The 17671-nt window shown below is 46.1% G+C and carries 18 protein-coding genes; 10 read left to right on the top strand and 8 right to left on the bottom strand.

Annotation, left to right across the window (positions count from 1 at the left end):
- Window positions 1-2 precede the first annotated feature (2 nt).
- The 4 genes from lpxD to prfA are packed head-to-tail and all read right to left on the bottom strand — an operon-like array spanning window position 3 to window position 4366.
- Entirely contained in the window at window positions 3-1046 is a 1044-nt protein-coding gene (lpxD, locus tag BLR73_RS00355; RefSeq protein ID WP_028907766.1) for a UDP-3-O-(3-hydroxymyristoyl)glucosamine N-acyltransferase, read from the bottom strand.
- Between the two features lie 37 nt (window positions 1047-1083).
- Window positions 1084-2313, bottom strand: coding sequence for an HD domain-containing protein (locus BLR73_RS00360; protein WP_091857838.1), 1230 nt, complete (start codon window positions 2311-2313; stop codon window positions 1084-1086).
- Window positions 2314-2349: 36 nt separating this feature from the next.
- On the bottom strand, window positions 2350-3213 hold the full coding sequence (gene pyrF / locus BLR73_RS00365; protein ID WP_013063298.1) for an orotidine-5'-phosphate decarboxylase: 864 nt from the start codon (window positions 3211-3213) through the stop codon (window positions 2350-2352).
- Between the two features lie 37 nt (window positions 3214-3250).
- Window positions 3251-4366 (bottom strand): peptide chain release factor 1, encoded by a 1116-nt coding sequence (prfA, locus tag BLR73_RS00370; protein ID WP_013063878.1) that lies wholly within the window; start codon window positions 4364-4366, stop codon window positions 3251-3253.
- A gap of 129 nt (window positions 4367-4495) precedes the next feature.
- Between prfA and BLR73_RS00375 the strand changes: the two genes are divergently transcribed.
- Window positions 4496-6544 carry a sensor histidine kinase gene (locus BLR73_RS00375; RefSeq protein WP_176763571.1) on the top strand — a complete coding sequence of 683 codons (2049 nt, stop codon included), beginning with the start codon at window positions 4496-4498 and terminating at the stop codon, window positions 6542-6544.
- A gap of 73 nt (window positions 6545-6617) precedes the next feature.
- Here BLR73_RS00375 and BLR73_RS00380 read toward each other — a convergent pair whose 3' ends face one another.
- On the bottom strand, window positions 6618-6824 hold the full coding sequence (locus tag BLR73_RS00380; protein ID WP_091857842.1) for a hypothetical protein: 207 nt from the start codon (window positions 6822-6824) through the stop codon (window positions 6618-6620).
- Window positions 6825-7048: 224 nt separating this feature from the next.
- Between BLR73_RS00380 and BLR73_RS00385 the strand changes: the two genes are divergently transcribed.
- The gene (locus BLR73_RS00385) at window positions 7049-9265 is read left to right on the top strand and encodes a peptidase domain-containing ABC transporter (RefSeq protein ID WP_091857844.1); all 2217 of its coding nucleotides are present in this window, start codon (window positions 7049-7051) and stop codon (window positions 9263-9265) included.
- Between the two features lie 9 nt (window positions 9266-9274).
- Window positions 9275-10558 (top strand): HlyD family secretion protein, encoded by a 1284-nt coding sequence (locus BLR73_RS00390; RefSeq protein WP_176763572.1) that lies wholly within the window; start codon window positions 9275-9277, stop codon window positions 10556-10558.
- A gap of 44 nt (window positions 10559-10602) precedes the next feature.
- Here BLR73_RS00390 and BLR73_RS14225 read toward each other — a convergent pair whose 3' ends face one another.
- Window positions 10603-10704 carry a smalltalk protein gene (locus BLR73_RS14225; RefSeq protein ID WP_176763573.1) on the bottom strand — a complete coding sequence of 34 codons (102 nt, stop codon included), beginning with the start codon at window positions 10702-10704 and terminating at the stop codon, window positions 10603-10605.
- 79 nt (window positions 10705-10783) lie between these two features.
- Window positions 10784-11362 carry an HU family DNA-binding protein gene (locus BLR73_RS00395; RefSeq protein ID WP_091857851.1) on the bottom strand — a complete coding sequence of 193 codons (579 nt, stop codon included), beginning with the start codon at window positions 11360-11362 and terminating at the stop codon, window positions 10784-10786.
- Window positions 11363-12516: 1154 nt separating this feature from the next.
- Between BLR73_RS00395 and BLR73_RS00405 the strand changes: the two genes are divergently transcribed.
- The 7 genes from BLR73_RS00405 to BLR73_RS14685 all read left to right on the top strand — a co-directional run bounded on the left by BLR73_RS00405 (window position 12517) and on the right by BLR73_RS14685 (window position 17072).
- A complete protein-coding gene (locus BLR73_RS00405; protein ID WP_233456442.1) occupies window positions 12517-13302 on the top strand; it encodes a metallophosphoesterase in 786 nt (261 codons plus the stop codon).
- A gap of 79 nt (window positions 13303-13381) precedes the next feature.
- Window positions 13382-13996: a CdiA C-terminal domain-containing protein gene (locus BLR73_RS00410; RefSeq protein ID WP_091857857.1), complete on the top strand. Its 615-nt coding sequence runs from the start codon at window positions 13382-13384 to the stop codon at window positions 13994-13996.
- Between the two features lie 303 nt (window positions 13997-14299).
- The gene (locus BLR73_RS14230) at window positions 14300-14455 is read left to right on the top strand and encodes a hypothetical protein (protein ID WP_176763575.1); all 156 of its coding nucleotides are present in this window, start codon (window positions 14300-14302) and stop codon (window positions 14453-14455) included.
- Between the two features lie 83 nt (window positions 14456-14538).
- On the top strand, window positions 14539-14853 hold the full coding sequence (locus BLR73_RS14680; RefSeq protein ID WP_369821132.1) for a putative polyvalent protein kinase domain-containing protein: 315 nt from the start codon (window positions 14539-14541) through the stop codon (window positions 14851-14853).
- The gene (locus tag BLR73_RS00415; RefSeq protein WP_091857860.1) at window positions 14780-15460 is read left to right on the top strand and encodes a hypothetical protein; all 681 of its coding nucleotides are present in this window, start codon (window positions 14780-14782) and stop codon (window positions 15458-15460) included. The genes BLR73_RS14680 and BLR73_RS00415 overlap by 74 nt, the downstream gene beginning before the upstream one ends.
- A gap of 241 nt (window positions 15461-15701) precedes the next feature.
- Window positions 15702-16757: a hypothetical protein gene (locus BLR73_RS00420; RefSeq protein ID WP_143010850.1), complete on the top strand. Its 1056-nt coding sequence runs from the start codon at window positions 15702-15704 to the stop codon at window positions 16755-16757.
- 117 nt (window positions 16758-16874) lie between these two features.
- Complete coding sequence (locus BLR73_RS14685; protein ID WP_369821128.1) at window positions 16875-17072, top strand: HTH domain-containing protein; 198 nt, start codon at window positions 16875-16877, stop codon at window positions 17070-17072.
- A 282-nt stretch (window positions 17073-17354) separates the two neighbouring features.
- Here BLR73_RS14685 and BLR73_RS00430 read toward each other — a convergent pair whose 3' ends face one another.
- A complete protein-coding gene (locus BLR73_RS00430; RefSeq protein WP_091857869.1) occupies window positions 17355-17648 on the bottom strand; it encodes a hypothetical protein in 294 nt (97 codons plus the stop codon).
- Between the last annotated feature and the right edge of the window lie 23 nt (window positions 17649-17671).

Here is a 17671-nt window from a genome sequence, read left to right on the forward strand (position 1 = left end):
TTTTATTTCTCGATTTGGGCCTTGAGGGCGTCGATTTCGCGCTGCAGGGCGGCTACCTGGCGATACATGTCGGGCAGCTTGGCGTCGATGGCGCGTGCCTTGAAGTACATCTTTGGATTAACGGCGGGCGAACCAATCAGCTGCTCACCATTACCCTTGGTGTTGCTGATCACACCACACTGGGCACCTACAAAGGTCTTGTCGGCCACCTGGATGTGTCCGGCAAATCCAGCCTGTCCGCCAACCATACACCAGGCACCAATCTTGGTGCTGCCTGCCAGTCCTACCTGGGCACTCATCACGGTGTTCTCGCCAATCTCACAGTTGTGAGCCACCTGAATCAGGTTGTCCAGCTTCACACCCTTGCGGATGGTGGTCTGTCCCATGGTGCTGCGGTCGATACATGTGTTGGCACCAATCTCAACGTTATCCTCGATTACTACGATACCAATCTGTGGAATCTTATCGTAGCCCTCGGTGTTAGGTGCAAAGCCAAAGCCGTCGGCACCTACCACGCTACCTGCGTGTATTGTAACATTATTTCCAATCTTACATCCCTGATAGATGGTTACATGGGGGTAGAACAAGCATTTCTGGCCTACCTGTACGCCATCACCAATCACGGTGTGGGGATAAATCTGACAGCCGTCGCCGATCACTGCGCCATCGCCAATCACGGCAAACGCACCGATATACACGTTCTCGCCAACCTTAGCCTTGGGCGAGATTGATGCCAGCGGGTCGATACCCGTCTTGGCAGGCTTCATGCTCTCGTAGAACTGCAACAGCTTGGCCACGCATTCGTAGGCGTTCTTCACGCGAATCAGTGTGCAGCTTACTGGGCGCTCCAGTTCTACATCCTCGTTAATCAGTACTACGCTCGACTTGGTGTCGTAAATGTAATGGGTATATTTTGGGTTTGAGAGGAACGAAATGGCGCCCTCAACACCCTCTTCAATCTTAGCGAAAGTGCGAACGGCTGCATTCTCATTGCCTTCCACTCTTCCCTGTATCAATTCTGCAATTTGTTTGGCTGTAAACTCCATATTGTTTGCAATTATTTAAAAATCCGTGCAAAGATAACTATTTTTCTTCAAATCTTTGATAACAAAGATAATATTTTCGTATTTTTTTTGAAAGTAACTGAACATTTAGCAGCTCCGAGGCTTCCGATATGTCTCTGATTTCGCCGTTTTTGTAAAGTATTTGTATCTTGTCATCATCCACGTTGTACATGTCCTTCTGGATGGTGTTCAGACTCATCAGATAGTGGGTGTCCTCGTAAGGTATGTCCATGTGCTGGGCAATGCTGCGCTTCAGCTCGTCAAGGCGCTCGGCTGTGGGCTCTTCCTCCAGCACCTCTACCTTGAAGATGTGGCGATCCAGCATGTCGGTAGCCAGTGTGGCCAGTATCTTGTCGCTGTGGTGCTTCCAGGCCTTCATGGCACTCCAGATGTCGCTGTCGTCAAGCTCGCTGTAGTACTGCAGCGCTTCGGCATGGGTGGCAAACCACTCGGCATCGATGTCGTTCTCCAGGAAGTAGAGTAGGGCGGGCGATGCAAACACCTGCTGGCCGTTACGTATCAGCCACTTGGCGCGGTTCAGCATGTTTACCAGCACCTTCTCGTAAGCCACACATGTGCGGTGCAGATACACCTGCCAGTACATCAGTCGGCGGGTGGTCAGATAGTTCTCCAGCGAGTAGATACCCTTCTGTTCTACTACAAGCGAATCGTCTACCACGTTCAGCATCTTGATGATACGTGCGCTGCCAATGTTGCCCTCGGTAACACCCGTGTAGAACGAGTCGCGGCGCAGGTAGTCCAGTCGGTCCATATCCAACTGACTGGATATCAGCTGGTGCAGGAAGTTCTTCGGATACTCGCCTTTGAATATCGATATGGCCAGGTTCAGCTGTCCGTTCAGCGAGCGGTTAATCTCCTCCATCATCATCAGCGAAATCTCTTCGTGACTGATGCCGCTAATCAGCGTGTTCTCCAATACATGCGAGAACGGACCGTGACCGATGTCGTGCATCAGGATGGCGGCCTGTACCGCCTCGGCTTCCGAGTCGAAGATAAACTGTCCCTTCTGTTGCAGGTTCTGTATAGCCTCGCTCATCAGGTGGAAAGCACCCAGTGAGTGCTGGAATCGCGTATGCCTGGCCCCAGGATACACCACAGAGGCCAACCCCAACTGATTGATGCGGTTCAGCCTCTGAAAAAGCGGGTGCTCTACAATCCCGTAGAGTATGCCGCGTGGTATCTTGATAAACCCGAAAACCGGGTCGTTGATGATCTTAACTTCGCCCACTTGTTACATTGAACATTGAACATTGAACATTGACCATTAGCAGATGCCGGCATCTGCCAGGATCTTGGCCATCTGCTGCTGCAGCTCCTGGGCCTTCTGTCCAGCCACCTCGTCAAAGTCCTTCTCGTTGCTGGCGTAGATAATGCCGCGAGAAGAGTTAACCAGCAGTCCGCAGTCCTTAATCATGCCGTACTTGCAAACCTCCTCCAGACTGCCGCCCTGAGCACCAACGCCAGGAACCAGCAGGAAGTGGTTAGGAGCCAGCTTACGGATGTCCTCAAACATCTGTCCCTGTGTGGCACCAACTACGTACATCATGTTCTCGTCGTTACCCCATTCCTGACTCTTCTTCAGTACCTTCTCAAACAGGCGCTCGCCATTCTCGTCCTTCATCAGCTGGAAGTCGTGGCTGCCCTTATTGCTGGTAAGAGCCAGCAGCACCACCCATTTGCCGTCGTAGCCCAGGAATGGTGTAACGCTGTCTTCGCCCATGTAAGGAGCAACGGTCAGCGCATCTACATTGTACTGCTCAAAGAAAGTCTTGGCGTACATCTTCGATGTGTTACCGATATCGCCGCGCTTGGCATCGGCTATAATCAGGTGCTTGGGATAGTTCTCCTGCAGATATTCGATAATGCCCTCGAAAGCAGCCATACCCTCAATGCCGTAAGCCTCGTAGAAGGCCAGGTTGGGCTTGTAGGCCACACAGTAGGGAGCAGTAGCATCAATAATGCGGGTGCTAAACTCAAACAGCATGCCGAAGGTCATCTCTTCCTCCTCATACTCTTTCTTCACAATCTCCTTCAGGCCTTTGGGCATCTTGTCCAGGTCTGTGTCCAGTCCCACGCACAGAAAACTCTGCTTCTCGCGAATCTGTTCAATCAGTTCTTTTCTGGTCATATCTGATTTAATTCTTTAATGTTTAATGTTTAATGTCTTAAAGCTCATTTTCCTTCATGCGCTCAGCATTCTCAGCTACGGTCAGCGCATCAATCATGGCCTGAATATCGCCACCCAGGAAACCCTGCAGATCGTGTGTGGTATAGCCGATGCGGTGATCGGTTACACGACCCTGTGGGAAGTTGTAGGTGCGGATTTTAGCCGAACGGTCGCCGGTAGAAACCAGACTCTTACGACGGTTAGCGATATCGTCCACGTACTTCTGGTGCTCCTTATCATAAATAAAGGTGTACAAACGAGAGAGTGCGCGCTCCTTGTTCTTAGGCTGGTCGCGGGTCTCGGTACACTCAATCAGGATCTCCTCGGTCTCGCCAGTGTTAGGGTTCTTCCACATGTAACGCAAGCGTACACCCGATTCAACCTTGTTCACGTTCTGACCACCGGCACCACTCGAACGGAAGGTATCCCACTTGATCTCACCCTCGTTCACGTGTACCTCAAACTTGTCGGCCTCGGGCAGCACGGCTACGGTGGCAGCACTGGTCTGCATACGTCCGTTGCTCTCGGTCACTGGCACACGCTGCACGCGGTGTACACCACTCTCGTACTTCAGTGTACCGTAAACGTCGGCACCTGTTACCGAGAAGTCAACCTCCTTAAATCCGCCCACGGCGCCCTCAGATACGTAGGTAATCGACACCTGCCAGCCCTTCGACTCGCAGTAGTTCTTGTACATCTTAAACAGGTCGCCAGCAAACAGGGCAGCCTCGTCGCCACCTGTTCCTGCACGTATCTCCATTTCTACGTTCTTGGCATCTTCTGGGTCTTTCGGTATCAGTGCAATCTTAATTTCCTCCTCCAGCTGTGGCTGTAACTCCTCGTTTATAGCCAGCTCCTCGCGTGCCATCTCCTTCATCTCAGGGTCGGTCTCGTTAGCCAGAATGTCCTTAGCCTCCTTAATACCGTTCAAGCACGCAATATAACGTTTGCGGGCGTCCATAATATCGCCCAGGTCCTTGTATTCCTTAGTCAGTTTAACGAATCTCTGCTGGTCGGCAATCACGGCGGGGTCGGTAATCAGGGTCGAAACCTCCTCGAATCGTGCCTCCAGTCCATCTAATTTTTGAAGAATGCTGTTACTTGTTTCTGCCATCTTATTTATATATATTATATTTGGGCGGCAAAGTTACAAAAAAATGCGAAGATTTCAAAATATTTTTGGGTTTTAATGTTGTTTTTCTGTTTTTTATCGCTATCTTTGTGCCCAAAAATGTACCAACATATGTCATTACTTAAAAAAACTTTTCAGTTTTCATGGATAGGCCTAGTAGCAACCGTGATGCTTCTCTCATCGTGTGACAATGCTCAGCAGAGTCATGATTTGGAATTCGATCGTGTGCATAACATCATGCGATATTCTGATTCCATCCCTCGTACCGTCGATAGTTTGATGGCGCTGGGTGAAATCAATCAGATGTGTGCCGACTTTTATAATATGTCGTATTACATGACCCGTAATGCAAGTCGTTCCAGTGTGATTGCTGATAGCGCCTTGGCGCGTCCAGTCGTCACAGAGCAGGATCGCATCTATCACTTCCTGATAGCAGCCAATAACTCTGAGCTTGACTACGCGAGTCGTCACTACGAGTCGGGGTTGCGTAGGGCTCAGCAGTTGGTCAACAGTGTTGATACCAGTTTTATCAATCGCCACTATCTGCTGCAAACGGGCTATCTGTTGGCCTATAACAATCTGGCACTTTGCTATATCCTTTTGGAACGTTCAGCCGAGGGTGAAAAGTACATGCAGCATGTGATGTCGCTGATCGATCAGTTTGAGAAAACGTCTGTAAACGACTCTGTTGCACAGCATAATTGGGAGGTTAAACGTACGCAATTCGCCGTTGCCGCTATGATTTCTTATTGTAATATGCACCAATGGGATGGGGCAGAGGCCTGGATGAATCGTGCCGAAAAATATCTTCAGAATATGGCGGATAATCCTCGTGTCGATAAGGTGTATTACCCCTTGTTCTGCTATCAGGTCAGTTGCGTCAAAGCCTTTATCCTCGAAAAGGCAGGTCATCATCAGGAGGCTGCTCAGGCCTATGACGATTTTATGAAGAATCCCTTGTCAAAATCGGTGGTTGCTCGTATCAATTCGGTTTCATATCTTACCAGTAGTCATCGCTATGAGGAGGCCGAACGAAATATCAATGATGTTGAAACTGTGATAGGGCAGTTGGGCATGAAGATGGATCTTGAGACACTTAACGGTATTGTTAAGTTAAAGTTCGATGCCCATTTGGGTGCAGGTCATCGCGACTCTGCCCTTGCCGTAGCTACGCGCATTCTTGACAGACTCGATTCGGCTGAGGTATGGCAGAGACGTGACAAGACAGCCGAGTTGGCTACCATCTATGATATGAGTAAGAAGGATGCGGAGATTGCCGAAAAAGAGGCTAAGATCAACCAGATGCGCATCGTTGTACTGTTGATTGTGATTGTGCTGCTTTTGGTGTTCTTCTTTATTTATGCCTTCACTCGTCGTCGTGCGGCTGTCAGCCTGAACCAGAAGAATGAGCAGCTGTTGATAGCCAATGCCCGTGCCGAGGAAGCATCGCGCATGAAGACCAGGTTCATCCAGCAGATTTCGCACGAGTTCCGTACCCCTCTGAATGTGCTTTCGGGTTTTGCTCAGGTGCTCACGGATTCGGATGCCTATCTCGACGAGAGCTTGCGTCAGGATGCCAACCACCAGATTCTCGAAAATACCAACCGCATTACCAACCTGGTTAATAAGATGCTGGAGCTGTCGGATGTGAGCAGTCGTACGGTCATCGACCTTACCGATCAGGTTTCAGTTGAACAGATAGCTACCGATGCCATCGACGCTTCGGGTATAGCCGATGCCGATCATTTAGCGTTCGAGATGCAGGCAGGCGACGAGGTTTCGTCGGTGCGCATCACCACCAATAAGCGTGCAGCTGTTCGTGCGCTCGCGTTGTTGCTCGATAATGCACGCAAGTTCACGGCACCAGCCGAGGCCTATGGTCATCATGATGCTGCTGATAAGAACCAGCGTGCCGTCTTGAAGGTAAGCATTACCGATACGCTTGTGCAGTTCATCGTCGAAGATACAGGTATAGGTGTTCCTGCCGATCAGGCTGAGCGTATCTTTGATGAGTTTGTGCAGCTCGATGAGTATTATGATGGTACAGGTATCGGACTCACGGTAGCCCGCAGTTTTGTCCGTCGTTTGGGTGGTGATGTGAAGCTCGACACCACTTATACCGCTGGTGCCCGCTTTGTGATGACACTTCCGAGAAAATAAGCCCAAATAATAAGTGGCAGTGAGAATTACCTCGCTGCCACTTTGTTTTCTTGCAGTTTTTTACATTCTACTTTTACTTCTTGTTATTCATCTTATTCTTGATTGCATTAATCAGAGAATTAAGCAGAGATGTAGAAGTATTTGTATCCTGATTACCATTTGTACCTGTTGTAGTGATCAGTGTAGTGGTAGGTATCAAACTCATAACACCACCAGGTACCAGTATCCATCCGTCACCACCTTTAACAGCCTTGAGCTGCGCTCTTTCTAATTGTTTCATAATTGTTGATCTAATTAATTTGTAATTGTACTTTTGAATTATTTGAAAACAGTTTTTTTATTCCTTGGCAAATGTAAGCAAATAATTTGGATGACGATAATAATAGCCGTTTTAATTAACGTAGTTTAAATAAATATTAACAGAATGTTAACAAACTTGAAGTTATTGTTTTATTTGCCATTTTCTTGCTAACTTTGTGGCCAGATTGCTAAAAAACAAGGTAAATGAATAAACCATTCCCAATATTCACTCAACACGATGTGATGGAATGTGGCCCAACCTGCTTACGCATGGTGATGGCCTATTATGGGCGCAACTATCCGCTGGAACGGTTGCGCGATATGTGTCATATACAGCGCGATGGCGTGTCGCTGCTCGGAGTTGCTGAGGCTGCCGAGCAGTTAGGCATGCATACCACAGGCGTGAAAGCTACGCTGCAACAGTTGGTCGACGAGGTTCCGCTTCCGTGTATCCTGCATTGGAATCAGGGGCATTTTGTAGTGCTCTACGAGGTGAAGCGAACCAAAGAGGGGCTACAGTTCAAGGTGGCCGATCCTGTAGGTCAGCGCATCACCTATACCGAGCGCGAGTTTTTGCGCTACTGGGCTTCGGATACCGAAGAAGGACAGCCCGCTGGTATCGCCCTGATGCTGGAGCCAACACCCGATTTTAATTGCGACGAGTATGTCGAGGATGATAGCGACCGCAAGGCCCGTAAGCGCAGTCTCATGCTGTTGCTGTCGTATATGCGACCTTATAAGCGGCTCATCGCGCAGCTGTTCTTAGGGCTCACGGTGGTCTCGCTGCTGCAACTGGTATTGCCGTTCCTCACGCAGGCTATCGTCGATTTCGGTATCTCGCGCCAGGACCTCGGTTTCATCGTCCTGGTACTTATTGCGCAGCTGATGCTCATGATAGGTAGCACCTCGGTACAGTTTATCCAGAGTTGGATACTGCTACATGTTTCTACGCGCGTAAACCTGTCGCTCTTGTCCGACTATCTGGCCAAGCTGATGCGTTTGCCATTCAGCTATTTCGATACGCGCCTTACAGGTGATATCCTGCAGCGTATCGACGATCACGACCGTATCCAGACGTTCCTCACTGGTAGCAGTCTGTCGCTGATACTCTCGCTGTTCAATATCGTGGTGTTCGGTGCCGTTATCCTCATTTACGACTGGCGCATCTTCTTTATCTTCATGCTGGGCAGTGCGCTCTATGTGCTCTGGGTACTGCTGTTCATGCGCCGTCGTGCCAAGCTCGATACCAAGTTGTTCGCCCAGAACGCGGCCAATCAGGGTAAGATTGTGCAACTCATCGACGGTATTCAGGAGATTAAACTCAACACCTGCGAGCAGCAGAAACGCTGGGAGTGGGAGCGTGTGCAGGCGCGCATCTTCCGTCTCAATATCAAGAGCCTGGCGCTCAATCAGTATCAGGAGTCGGGTGCCACGTTCATCAACGAGGTGAAGAATCTGGTTATCACGGCGCTGGTGGCCATGCTGGTACTTCGTGGCGATATGACGCTCGGTATGATGCTGTCGGTGCAGTATATCATCGGTAGTCTGAATGGTCCAGTCAATCAGCTGGTCGATTTCATCCATCGCTATCAGGATGCCCGCCTCAGTCTGGAGCGTCTGCAGGAGGTGTACGAGAAGGACGACGAGGTGCAGCCCGATCGCCAGCTTATCAGCCAGGTGAGCGGCGATGGTGATATCCTGATCAAGAATCTCACCTACCGTTACGACAAACTGAACGACAAACCTACACTCGACCATATTGATGTGGTGATACCTCACGGCAAGACCACGGCGATTGTCGGACTGAGTGGTAGTGGTAAGACCACGCTGCTCAAGATGATTCTCGGCTTCTATAAGCCCGATGCCGGCGAGGTGGTGATTGGCTCGTCGGAACTGGAAAACTACGACAAGCGTGCATGGCGCAGGCATTGTGGTGTGGTAATGCAGGATGGTTTTATCTATTCCGACACCATCGCCCGCAATATCGCTGCCGGTTTCGAGGTGATTGATACCGAGCGACTGGTGCAGGCAGCCCGCGTGGCCGAGATCGACGATTATATCCGCCAGTTGCCGCTGGGTTATAACACCAAGATTGGTGCCGAGGGCAGTGGCTTGAGTCAGGGGCAGAAGCAGCGCATCCTGATAGCCCGTGCCGTGTATAAGAATCCCGACTACGTGTTCTTCGACGAGGCTACCAACTCGCTCGATGCGCAGAACGAGCATGCCATCATCCAGAATCTGGCTGGCTTCCTGCATAACCGTACATCGCTCATCATTGCCCACCGACTCAGTACGGTGGTAGATGCCGACAATATCCTGGTGATGAGCGAGGGTCGCATTGTCGAGTCGGGTAATCACGCCCAGCTGTTAGAGCGTCGCGGCATCTATTACGAACTGGTAAAGAACCAACTGAATGTTTAGCAGAAAATGATGGAAGAAGATAGAATCGAACTACATAGCGACGAGGTACAGGACATCATCTCGCGTCCGCCATCGTCGCTGATAAAATATGGTATTACAGTCATTGCCGCTGTGGTGGCGCTGGTTGTCATTGGCAGTTTTATTTTCCGTTATCCCGATGTGGTGCAGGGTAGGGTGGTAGTCACGGGCGATACCCCTCCCAATCGTATTGTGGCCCGTGCCGATGGCCGTTTGCAGGAGCTTCGCCTGGCCGATGGTCAGCAGGTATCAAAAGGCGCCATCATCGCTGTGGTCGAGAATACCGCCAATACCGACGATGTGGTGAGTGTGAAACAGGCCGTCGGAAAGCTGTCGGTTAGTGGCGAGCCCATCCCCTTCGCTGCCGATCAGTCGTTGCGCCTGGGTGTGGTGCAGGATGCCTATAATCAGTTCTGCGATGCCGTCGTCAGCTACAATCAGGCTGTTCGCCTCAATATCTATCGCCAGCAGATACTGTCGGCACAGAAGGAGCACGCCTCGTTGTTGCGCCACGAAAGTAATCTCAAACGTCAGCTTGAAATGAGCCAGCAGCAAGCCGATCTGGTCAAGCACGATCGCGACCGCGAAAAAAGCCTGCACGAACGCAAGCTCACTTCTGATGCCGAAATGGAGCAGAGTCAGCGCTCGTTGATCTCGGCTCAGCTCTCCGTCGAGCAGGTGCGCACCGACATCTCGCAAACCCAACTCAGCATTGCCCAGATAGATAATCGCCTGGCCGAGCTTCAGGTGCAGTACCAGCAGGATATGCAGCACGTTACAGCCACGCTGCAGTCGGCGCTCAACACCCTCAAGGTGGCCATCGGTCAGTGGGAGCATCTCTATGCTCTTGTGGCCCCAGCATCCGGTAAACTGTCGTACACCAATGTGTGGGCGGTCAATCAGAATATCACTACAGGCCAGCATATCTTCTCCGTTGTCGAGTCGCGCAAATCATGCTTTGTGGGTAAGGTGCTTCTGCCTGCCACAGGCTTCGGTAAGGTCAAGGAGGGCCAGCGTGTAAACATCATGCTCGATGGCTATCCCTACCTTGAGTTTGGCTATCTGCGTGGCACGGTAAGCGGTCTTTCAGCAGTCGCCAATCAGGATGTGTATGTGGCCACCATCACACTGCCCCAGGGCCTGCATACCACCGTTGGACGTGAACTACGGTTCACTGGCGAGTTGAGCGGCCAGGCCGAGGTCATCACCGACGACATCAGTCTCGCCGTCCGCATCATCCAACCCCTGCGGTACATCTTCCATCACAACGTATAAAACGAAACAGAGGGTGCCCAGTTGGACATCCTCTGTTTCTTTTGTTAATACCCCATACACGAGGTGGCTCCCAGTGCCGTCACTATCGCCGTCGCGATCGACGCTATCATCTGCACGATAAACTTCAATGTTTCTTTCTTTTTCATAACTTCTTAGTTTTTTTCATTCTTACATTTTTTTCATTTTTACATTGGTAGAGTAGGCTGGGGCTTTCGCCCCAAACCCTTAATCACCAATCGGCTCGTTATGATTTCCGCCGCCACCGGTGTTGCCGCCACCGCTATTGCCTCCGGTATTGCCACCAGTGTTTCCGCCGGTATTACCGCCCTGGCTACCACCACCGCCACTGTTACTTGGTTCATCCTCTTCCTCGGTCAGCTGTCCTGCAAATGTTTCTGCATTCACAAACTCTGCCTTCTTGATAAACTCCCTGCTCGAGATGTTGGTCTCAGCCTCCTGGTCGGGTAGGAATCTAATGTGCAGGGCCTTCAGGTTCTTGGCTGGCGAGAAATCCTCCTTCTTCAGGGCTCCACCTTTCTCGTTCTCGAAGGTGGTGAAGAAGATGCCCAGACCGTCGATCTTTACTCGTTTCGAGTTCAGGAGCATTTCCAGCAGACAGCTTCTGAATTTCTCCAGCACTCCGAATACCACGTCTGGGGTGTAGATGCTTCCGTGCTTCGAGATGTGGTTGGCCATCTTTCGGGTGTTCAGTGTTTCGATGGCTTTTCCGTGGGCAAACCACTTACCGTAAATCTTCGAGTTCTTGATGTTGTTCTGCTTCAACAGATAAAAAATCTTTGCCATAATGTTGTGTGTTTTAATTTTAAAATGGTTAATAACTAAGTGTTGTTTGTGTCTCTCAAAAGTTGTGCGCGCTTTGTTTTTGATTAACGTTGCAAGAGAAGTGTATCTTTCTTAATGCACTGCAAAGGTACAAAAAATATCTCAAACTACCAAATATTTTAGCCACTTTTTTAATCAAAAAGCAAAAATATTTTGGTTATCCATTTTATACGCTAAGAACCGTAATTTTTGAGGCGAAAAAATTACGGATTTCGCTCAAATAAGTACAACCTCGTCTCCTGTGCTTACCTCCACACCGCACGCCGCACGCCGCAACTTTTCCGTACTTCACACTCGCAGCATCTTGTCTTTAGAATATTATATATTATTATATATATTATAATATATATAATAATATATAATATTTATAATACTAATTAATCTACCTCCACCATCGCACCCATCCACACCGCAAAACCAAAAAGTTGCGGCGTGCGGCGTGCGGTGTGGTGCTATCACCACTACATGCATTTTAGCGGAGTTTAGAGGTTCGTTTTTTGCATTTTAGCGGAGTTTACAAGCCTAAGCCATAAACAAATGTTAGGTTTATTCGTATTAAATAATGATGCGGGGAATATAGTAATCAAAAGGGCGAAACAACTACCCAAAAGCAACCAGAAAGAATGTGGCTCTGGCCTTAGGCGGTATCAGTAGGATCGGTTCTCTTTATCAGAAATAGGCGAATATTCCCTCATAAAATTGGCAAGAAGTGGTGATTATTCCCTCATAAAATTGGCAAGAAATGATGATTATTCCCTCATAAAATTGTCGCGACAGTGGCGCGACAATTACAAGAAGAATTCGGCCGGAAAGGATTTGATGAGAAAAGTATCCTTTGAGGACAAGGAATTAAACGAGACAGTGGTTGTTCGGAAATTCCGAACTACCACTCAACATGGAGCTATAGAGGGGAAAACTGTACTACCCTAGAAAAAGTTCTTCGTAAACGAAGCGGCAAAGCCGAGCGGAATGGATTTTACCTTACCCCTGCCAAAAGCTGAATCATTCTCTCTAAACCCTTGTTTTTGTTGAAAGACGATTATTTTTATTCTTAGTTTTTTTCTTTATTTCACTTATTTGGTGTATCTTTGCATGCAATAATACAAATAAAAATAGTGAACAGAGACTGCAATATTGTAGAATACCCTCGCGCCAAGAAAATCGTAGTTAGTGGCGATATTCATGGTGATTTTACTCAGCTCGTATTTAAGTGCTGCGTACAGTATGAAATGACCGATACACTTATCATTGTAGCTGGTGATTGTGGATTCGGTTTTGAAAGGCCCGGCTATTATGAGGCTGTTTACAATCGTTGTCGCGACCGGCTTTCAAAATCCAATAACTGGATAGCTTTTATAAGAGGAAATCATGATAATCCAGCTTATTTTAATAGACTACCAATCAAACACCAACGCTGGCGTACGTTATGTGATTATTCGGTAATTAAGGCTTGTGGTCATACGATTCTTTGTGTAGGTGGTGCAACATCCATCGACAGAACTCTTCGTATGGCTTCTAATAAATTTCATTTGCCCAATCCGGCTGATCCACTTATGCCAAATCTTTATTGGTCAAACGAGCTTCCTGAATTCAACAAGGAGAAGCTAAATGCGATAGATCAGCAATGTGCTGTTGACACCGTAATAACCCATACCTCGCCGTCATTTTGTGAGTTGTCATCTCACAATTTCTTGGAGAGTTGGGCTGCACACGATGCTGATTTGTTAGACGATGTGAGATATGAGCGCCAGGTGATGGACCAGATCTATGATTATCTTTATAGCAAGAATCATCCTTTAAGTAGTTGGTATTACGGACATTTCCACGAGAGCTGGCATGCTGAAATAGATCATGTAAAATACCATATGCTCGATATAATGGAGTTAAGAGAGATTCTTTAAGAAATATGGGATTTTTCTAGCTAATTATTTTGTTACATCGCTTTTTATTTGTATCTTTGCAATTGTAAATGAATCAACTATGTCTGAAGAGAATTTAACGGAAGGATATTCTATATTAGAGGAGACTTGCATGTTGGTATGCGAGCCTCCATATCAAAATCTTGATACGTTATTGGAAGATTTGCCCAATTTTAGTGGAGCAGGTTTTTATACTCAACTACGACGCATTGCTGAACATCCAGCATTCGAACCAGTTGAGAATGAAGAGAAGATCTTTAGCGCTGCGGGTGATACATGTGATGACTATCAGAATTTGATTAATGCAGCAAGGAAAGCTGTTGAGCATGGTTATCGTGTTTTTATATTGCCAAATCCAAAGAGGTTTAGAACGCCTGACTTTATTTTTGAACGCAAGGGTGTATATAAACTGTTTGATTTAAAAACCATTTCGGGATCGAACTCGGTTGATAATCGTTTAAAAGAATCTGTTGGTCAAACTAACCGTGTGTTGCTTCATGTGGTTTCTAATTATGAACCTCGCCCATTGGCTAAGAGTATAAAGCATTACTTCGAACTGAATCCTGAAGCAATAGAGGTTCTTGTAATAAAAGGAAAGAAATTTATCTCTATTGTTCGCAAAGACACATTAGGCGAATCATATATCAAATACTTTATGGTGAAATATACAAAATAAAAAACCACCCCGGAAGGTGGTTTTTAAATGGGCAGTATCGATAAAGCCTTGCCCCTCGCGGGATTCTACCCGGATAGCCAAAACAGATGTTCTGACGGTGCAAAGATAAAAACATTTTCAATAAGTTCCAAATATTTTGGGATTTTTTTTTAGTAGAAGTGATTTTATATAAGAAATCTTTGTATATTTGCACCCAAAAGAACTATCAAAATGAAAATAGAGCAGATATACGAGGTTATTGCCAAGGAGGGCTTTCCGCTCTAACATTGCAAACTATTGATAACTGTATAAAGGAGATACAAGATGGGACAGAAGATTTTCCTAGATTTAATCTATCAGAGCATGCAGGACTCTGCACAGCAGGTGCGCCGCTCATTGGGGCGTCCATCATCGCGAGCTACGCGACAGCAAGCATTACGTCAAGTAGCCATGCTGAAGGCTGCGAAGGAAGCCCAGTAAACTGGCAAATAGATGAGTGCTAAGAAAAACTGATTGAACAATGGGCTAGGGCTGCCAATCTGTGGGAGGATGACTCTGAACAGATTCTTATTTCAGAATTTGGTCCAATGATAGCTCAAGGTGCCGAAGCTAAGGTGTATTATGCAGATGGCAATACTTCGGTGGTAAAAGAGCGTACTTCAATCTATTCCACCTGGCAAAAGGCTCTTGATGCGATAGCTTTGCACAATTGCTTGTTCCCCGAAACACCAATGACGGTTATCGGTTTTACACGCGACAGCGATGGACTTATGCGTATAGTGCTTACGCAGCCATACGTGAATTGTGAACGGTTGGCTACAAAAAAACGAAATCGACGAAATGGTTATGGCCAAAGTCCAATCTTTGTTGGTAGATAAAATAATTAAATTGAATAGAATAATGGGCAAAAAAGTAAACTTGTTTAAAAACTGTATGTTTTTGTTGTTGCTAAGCTTGTCTATGAGTATTTATGCTCAGAATGGACAGGTGAGTGAAAGGAGAATTACTACAAAATATGAGGAGTTTATCTCGCAATCAGGAACTTTTATTAAATTCACAGATATTTTATTACCTCCGATTGACCAATATCACACAGATGGTATATCAGGAGTTGTTAGAACCGTTTGGGGACAGGACAAAAACTATTATTTCTTGATTCTTACCAAAAGCAGTCTCTTTGAAGGTCCTAGAGCAATGATAGAATATAGCGATTTGCTAGAACTTAACAAAGCATTTGCTCGACTATTAAATGAGGTTGATGAGGATGTAAGATTGAGGACTGAATATAATTATTTGGAAAACAAATATGTAACCAATGATCATTTTAAATTAGGTTACTATATTGAAAAGAAGAAAGCAATGTGGTTCGTTCAATTTGATCCCTATACAGAGGTGACGAGGATATCATACCAGGAAGATCTTTGTCAGTTGTTGCAAAATGCACAAGAAAGCATAGAAAAGATAATGGCAAGAGAAGGCAAATAGTATATTGATTCCTTTCTTATAATAAAAACGAGGAGCGAACATCACTGTTGGCCCCTCTATTGCTTAAAAAACTAAATTAATCAATTATACACCTTATACTCTTAAAATCTTTTTATCGGTGCAAAGATAATACTTTTTTTGAACTATCGGTAATAAATTGGATATTTTTTTGCTATCTCAAATAATATTGTTACCTTTGCGCTCAGACAAGATGATTTAACAAAAACGATATACTTACGATATGAAGACTTATATTTTATTTTGGAATCCTTCCATTTCCAGTTGTACGATGGAAGAGTATCAGGTGAAACTGATGGAAATTGAGTATGATAGTTTTAACTGGAGCGTTTACGAACACGAAGGTGCCAGTTGTGGCGATCGTTGTTTCATGGTACGCTGCGGCGAAGGTAATACTGGTATCTGCATGAGTGGATACTTTGCTACCGATCCTTTTAAAGATGAGGATTGGGCGGATGAAAGTAAAGAAAGATATTATGTGGATATAGATCCTGATGTGATGATAAATCCAGTTCTTGGTACTATTCTTTCTACCGACGAACTTTGTCGCGAAATACCTGAATTTGATTGGACTGGTGGCCATTCTGGTCGCGTGTTGGAAGCACCACTGGCTGAAAAGCTCGAAGCTTTATGGAAGAAGTTTTTGGATGAACACCAGGAGTTGTTTGTGCAAAGAGCTGCTAGGTGCCATATAGAAACAAAATACTATACATCGGTAAATGATGACAAGCAAACGATAGAATTGTGGTTACATTCGAATGGAAAAATACGTGGAAAAAATGAGCCCTTTGAGATAGCTATAACATGTAAAGATGTAGATAGCATGGTAAAAAGGATGGGCGAATTGATGTATAAAAAATCGGGTAAGAAACCTGAATTAGAGATACACTTCGGATGTGAAGATAGGTATCAGAAGTTGTATGCTAAAGTAGTTAAGCTTGTTCTGGAAAATAAAAAAGAGGGTGATACTTTTTACGATGAAGGTCATACACTTGAAACGCTGGTACGTTGGATAGAAACCGTTGGGGTTAGCGCAGAGAGACTAAAGGAACTTGATTTCCCCGACAATATAGTAGAGGCAATAGAGGTATTGAAGAGAAAAGACGATGAGCCGCTTGTGAAGTATGCAAAACGAGCTGCTAAGAATAGTATTGCCAGGAGGATTGTCTTGTCGCGAATTGAAGATGCATTAAGTATCAGACACCTGAAGCACATAGATGAGGAAACGCTGAAGATGCTGAACGAGAATCTGGAGGCATTGCACAGCTTTGGGGAATAAAAAAGATGACTTAGATTAGGGGAGTTCATCGTAAGTGATGTCGCAGTAAATGTCGCAGTAAATGTCGCAGTAAATGTCGTAAGTGATGTCAGTAGTTCTGTCGGTAGTTTGTCGGTAGTGCAACTTACTGATAGACAGAAGAAAATACGCGAATTGATACTGAAGGATTCTTTTATTTCAGCACAGCAAATGTCAGTAGTTCTGTCAGTAGTTACACGAACTATATGGCGTGATCTTGCAGACTTGCAAAAGAAGGGGGGGGGATTCGTGAGGGCAACACAAGTGCTGGTCATTGGCTTTGGGTTGGTCCTATAGTAGATAATAAATAAGTAAAAGGTAATTAAAGAATAGCTTATGTCAAACTTTAACGAACACAGCTTGGAAATGGCCATCATGGAGCTGTTCTGCTGGATTACGCGGTTGAGAGCGGTCAGGACTTTGACGAGCTACTGATTGAGAAGAATCGCTATGGTGCCATGTGGCTGCATTTTGCGGTGAGGCCGTTTCGTAATCGGCGAAAGGTGGCATTAATAAATGCCTAAAAGAAAAACTTACGGCGATGATATAAAGTCGCCGTAAGTTTTTGTCTTCACTTAATTAATTTTCTTTGTTCTTGATGTCCAATTCGGCTCTGTAATATAGGGCTGTTTCTTTAACGATTTCAAGAGAAAGTTCAATTATATCATTTGCTACACTATCCGATGCGCCTTTAGTAAATGCAGCAAGACTTGCTCCTAATGTTTTGCCTAAACCAACCGCTATCGAATGAGGCAATACTTTACCGTCGGTTTCAATACATTTATCTGTAGCTGTCTCAACGGCCTTTGATACTTCTTTGAAGTAAAGCTCTACCTGTTTATTAAATATATCTTTTTTATTATTCTTCTCCATGTTCTTTTACTTTATTAATTGTA

Source organism: Prevotella sp. khp1, assembly GCF_900102205.1.
GTDB lineage: Bacteria > Bacteroidota > Bacteroidia > Bacteroidales > Bacteroidaceae > Prevotella > Prevotella ruminicola.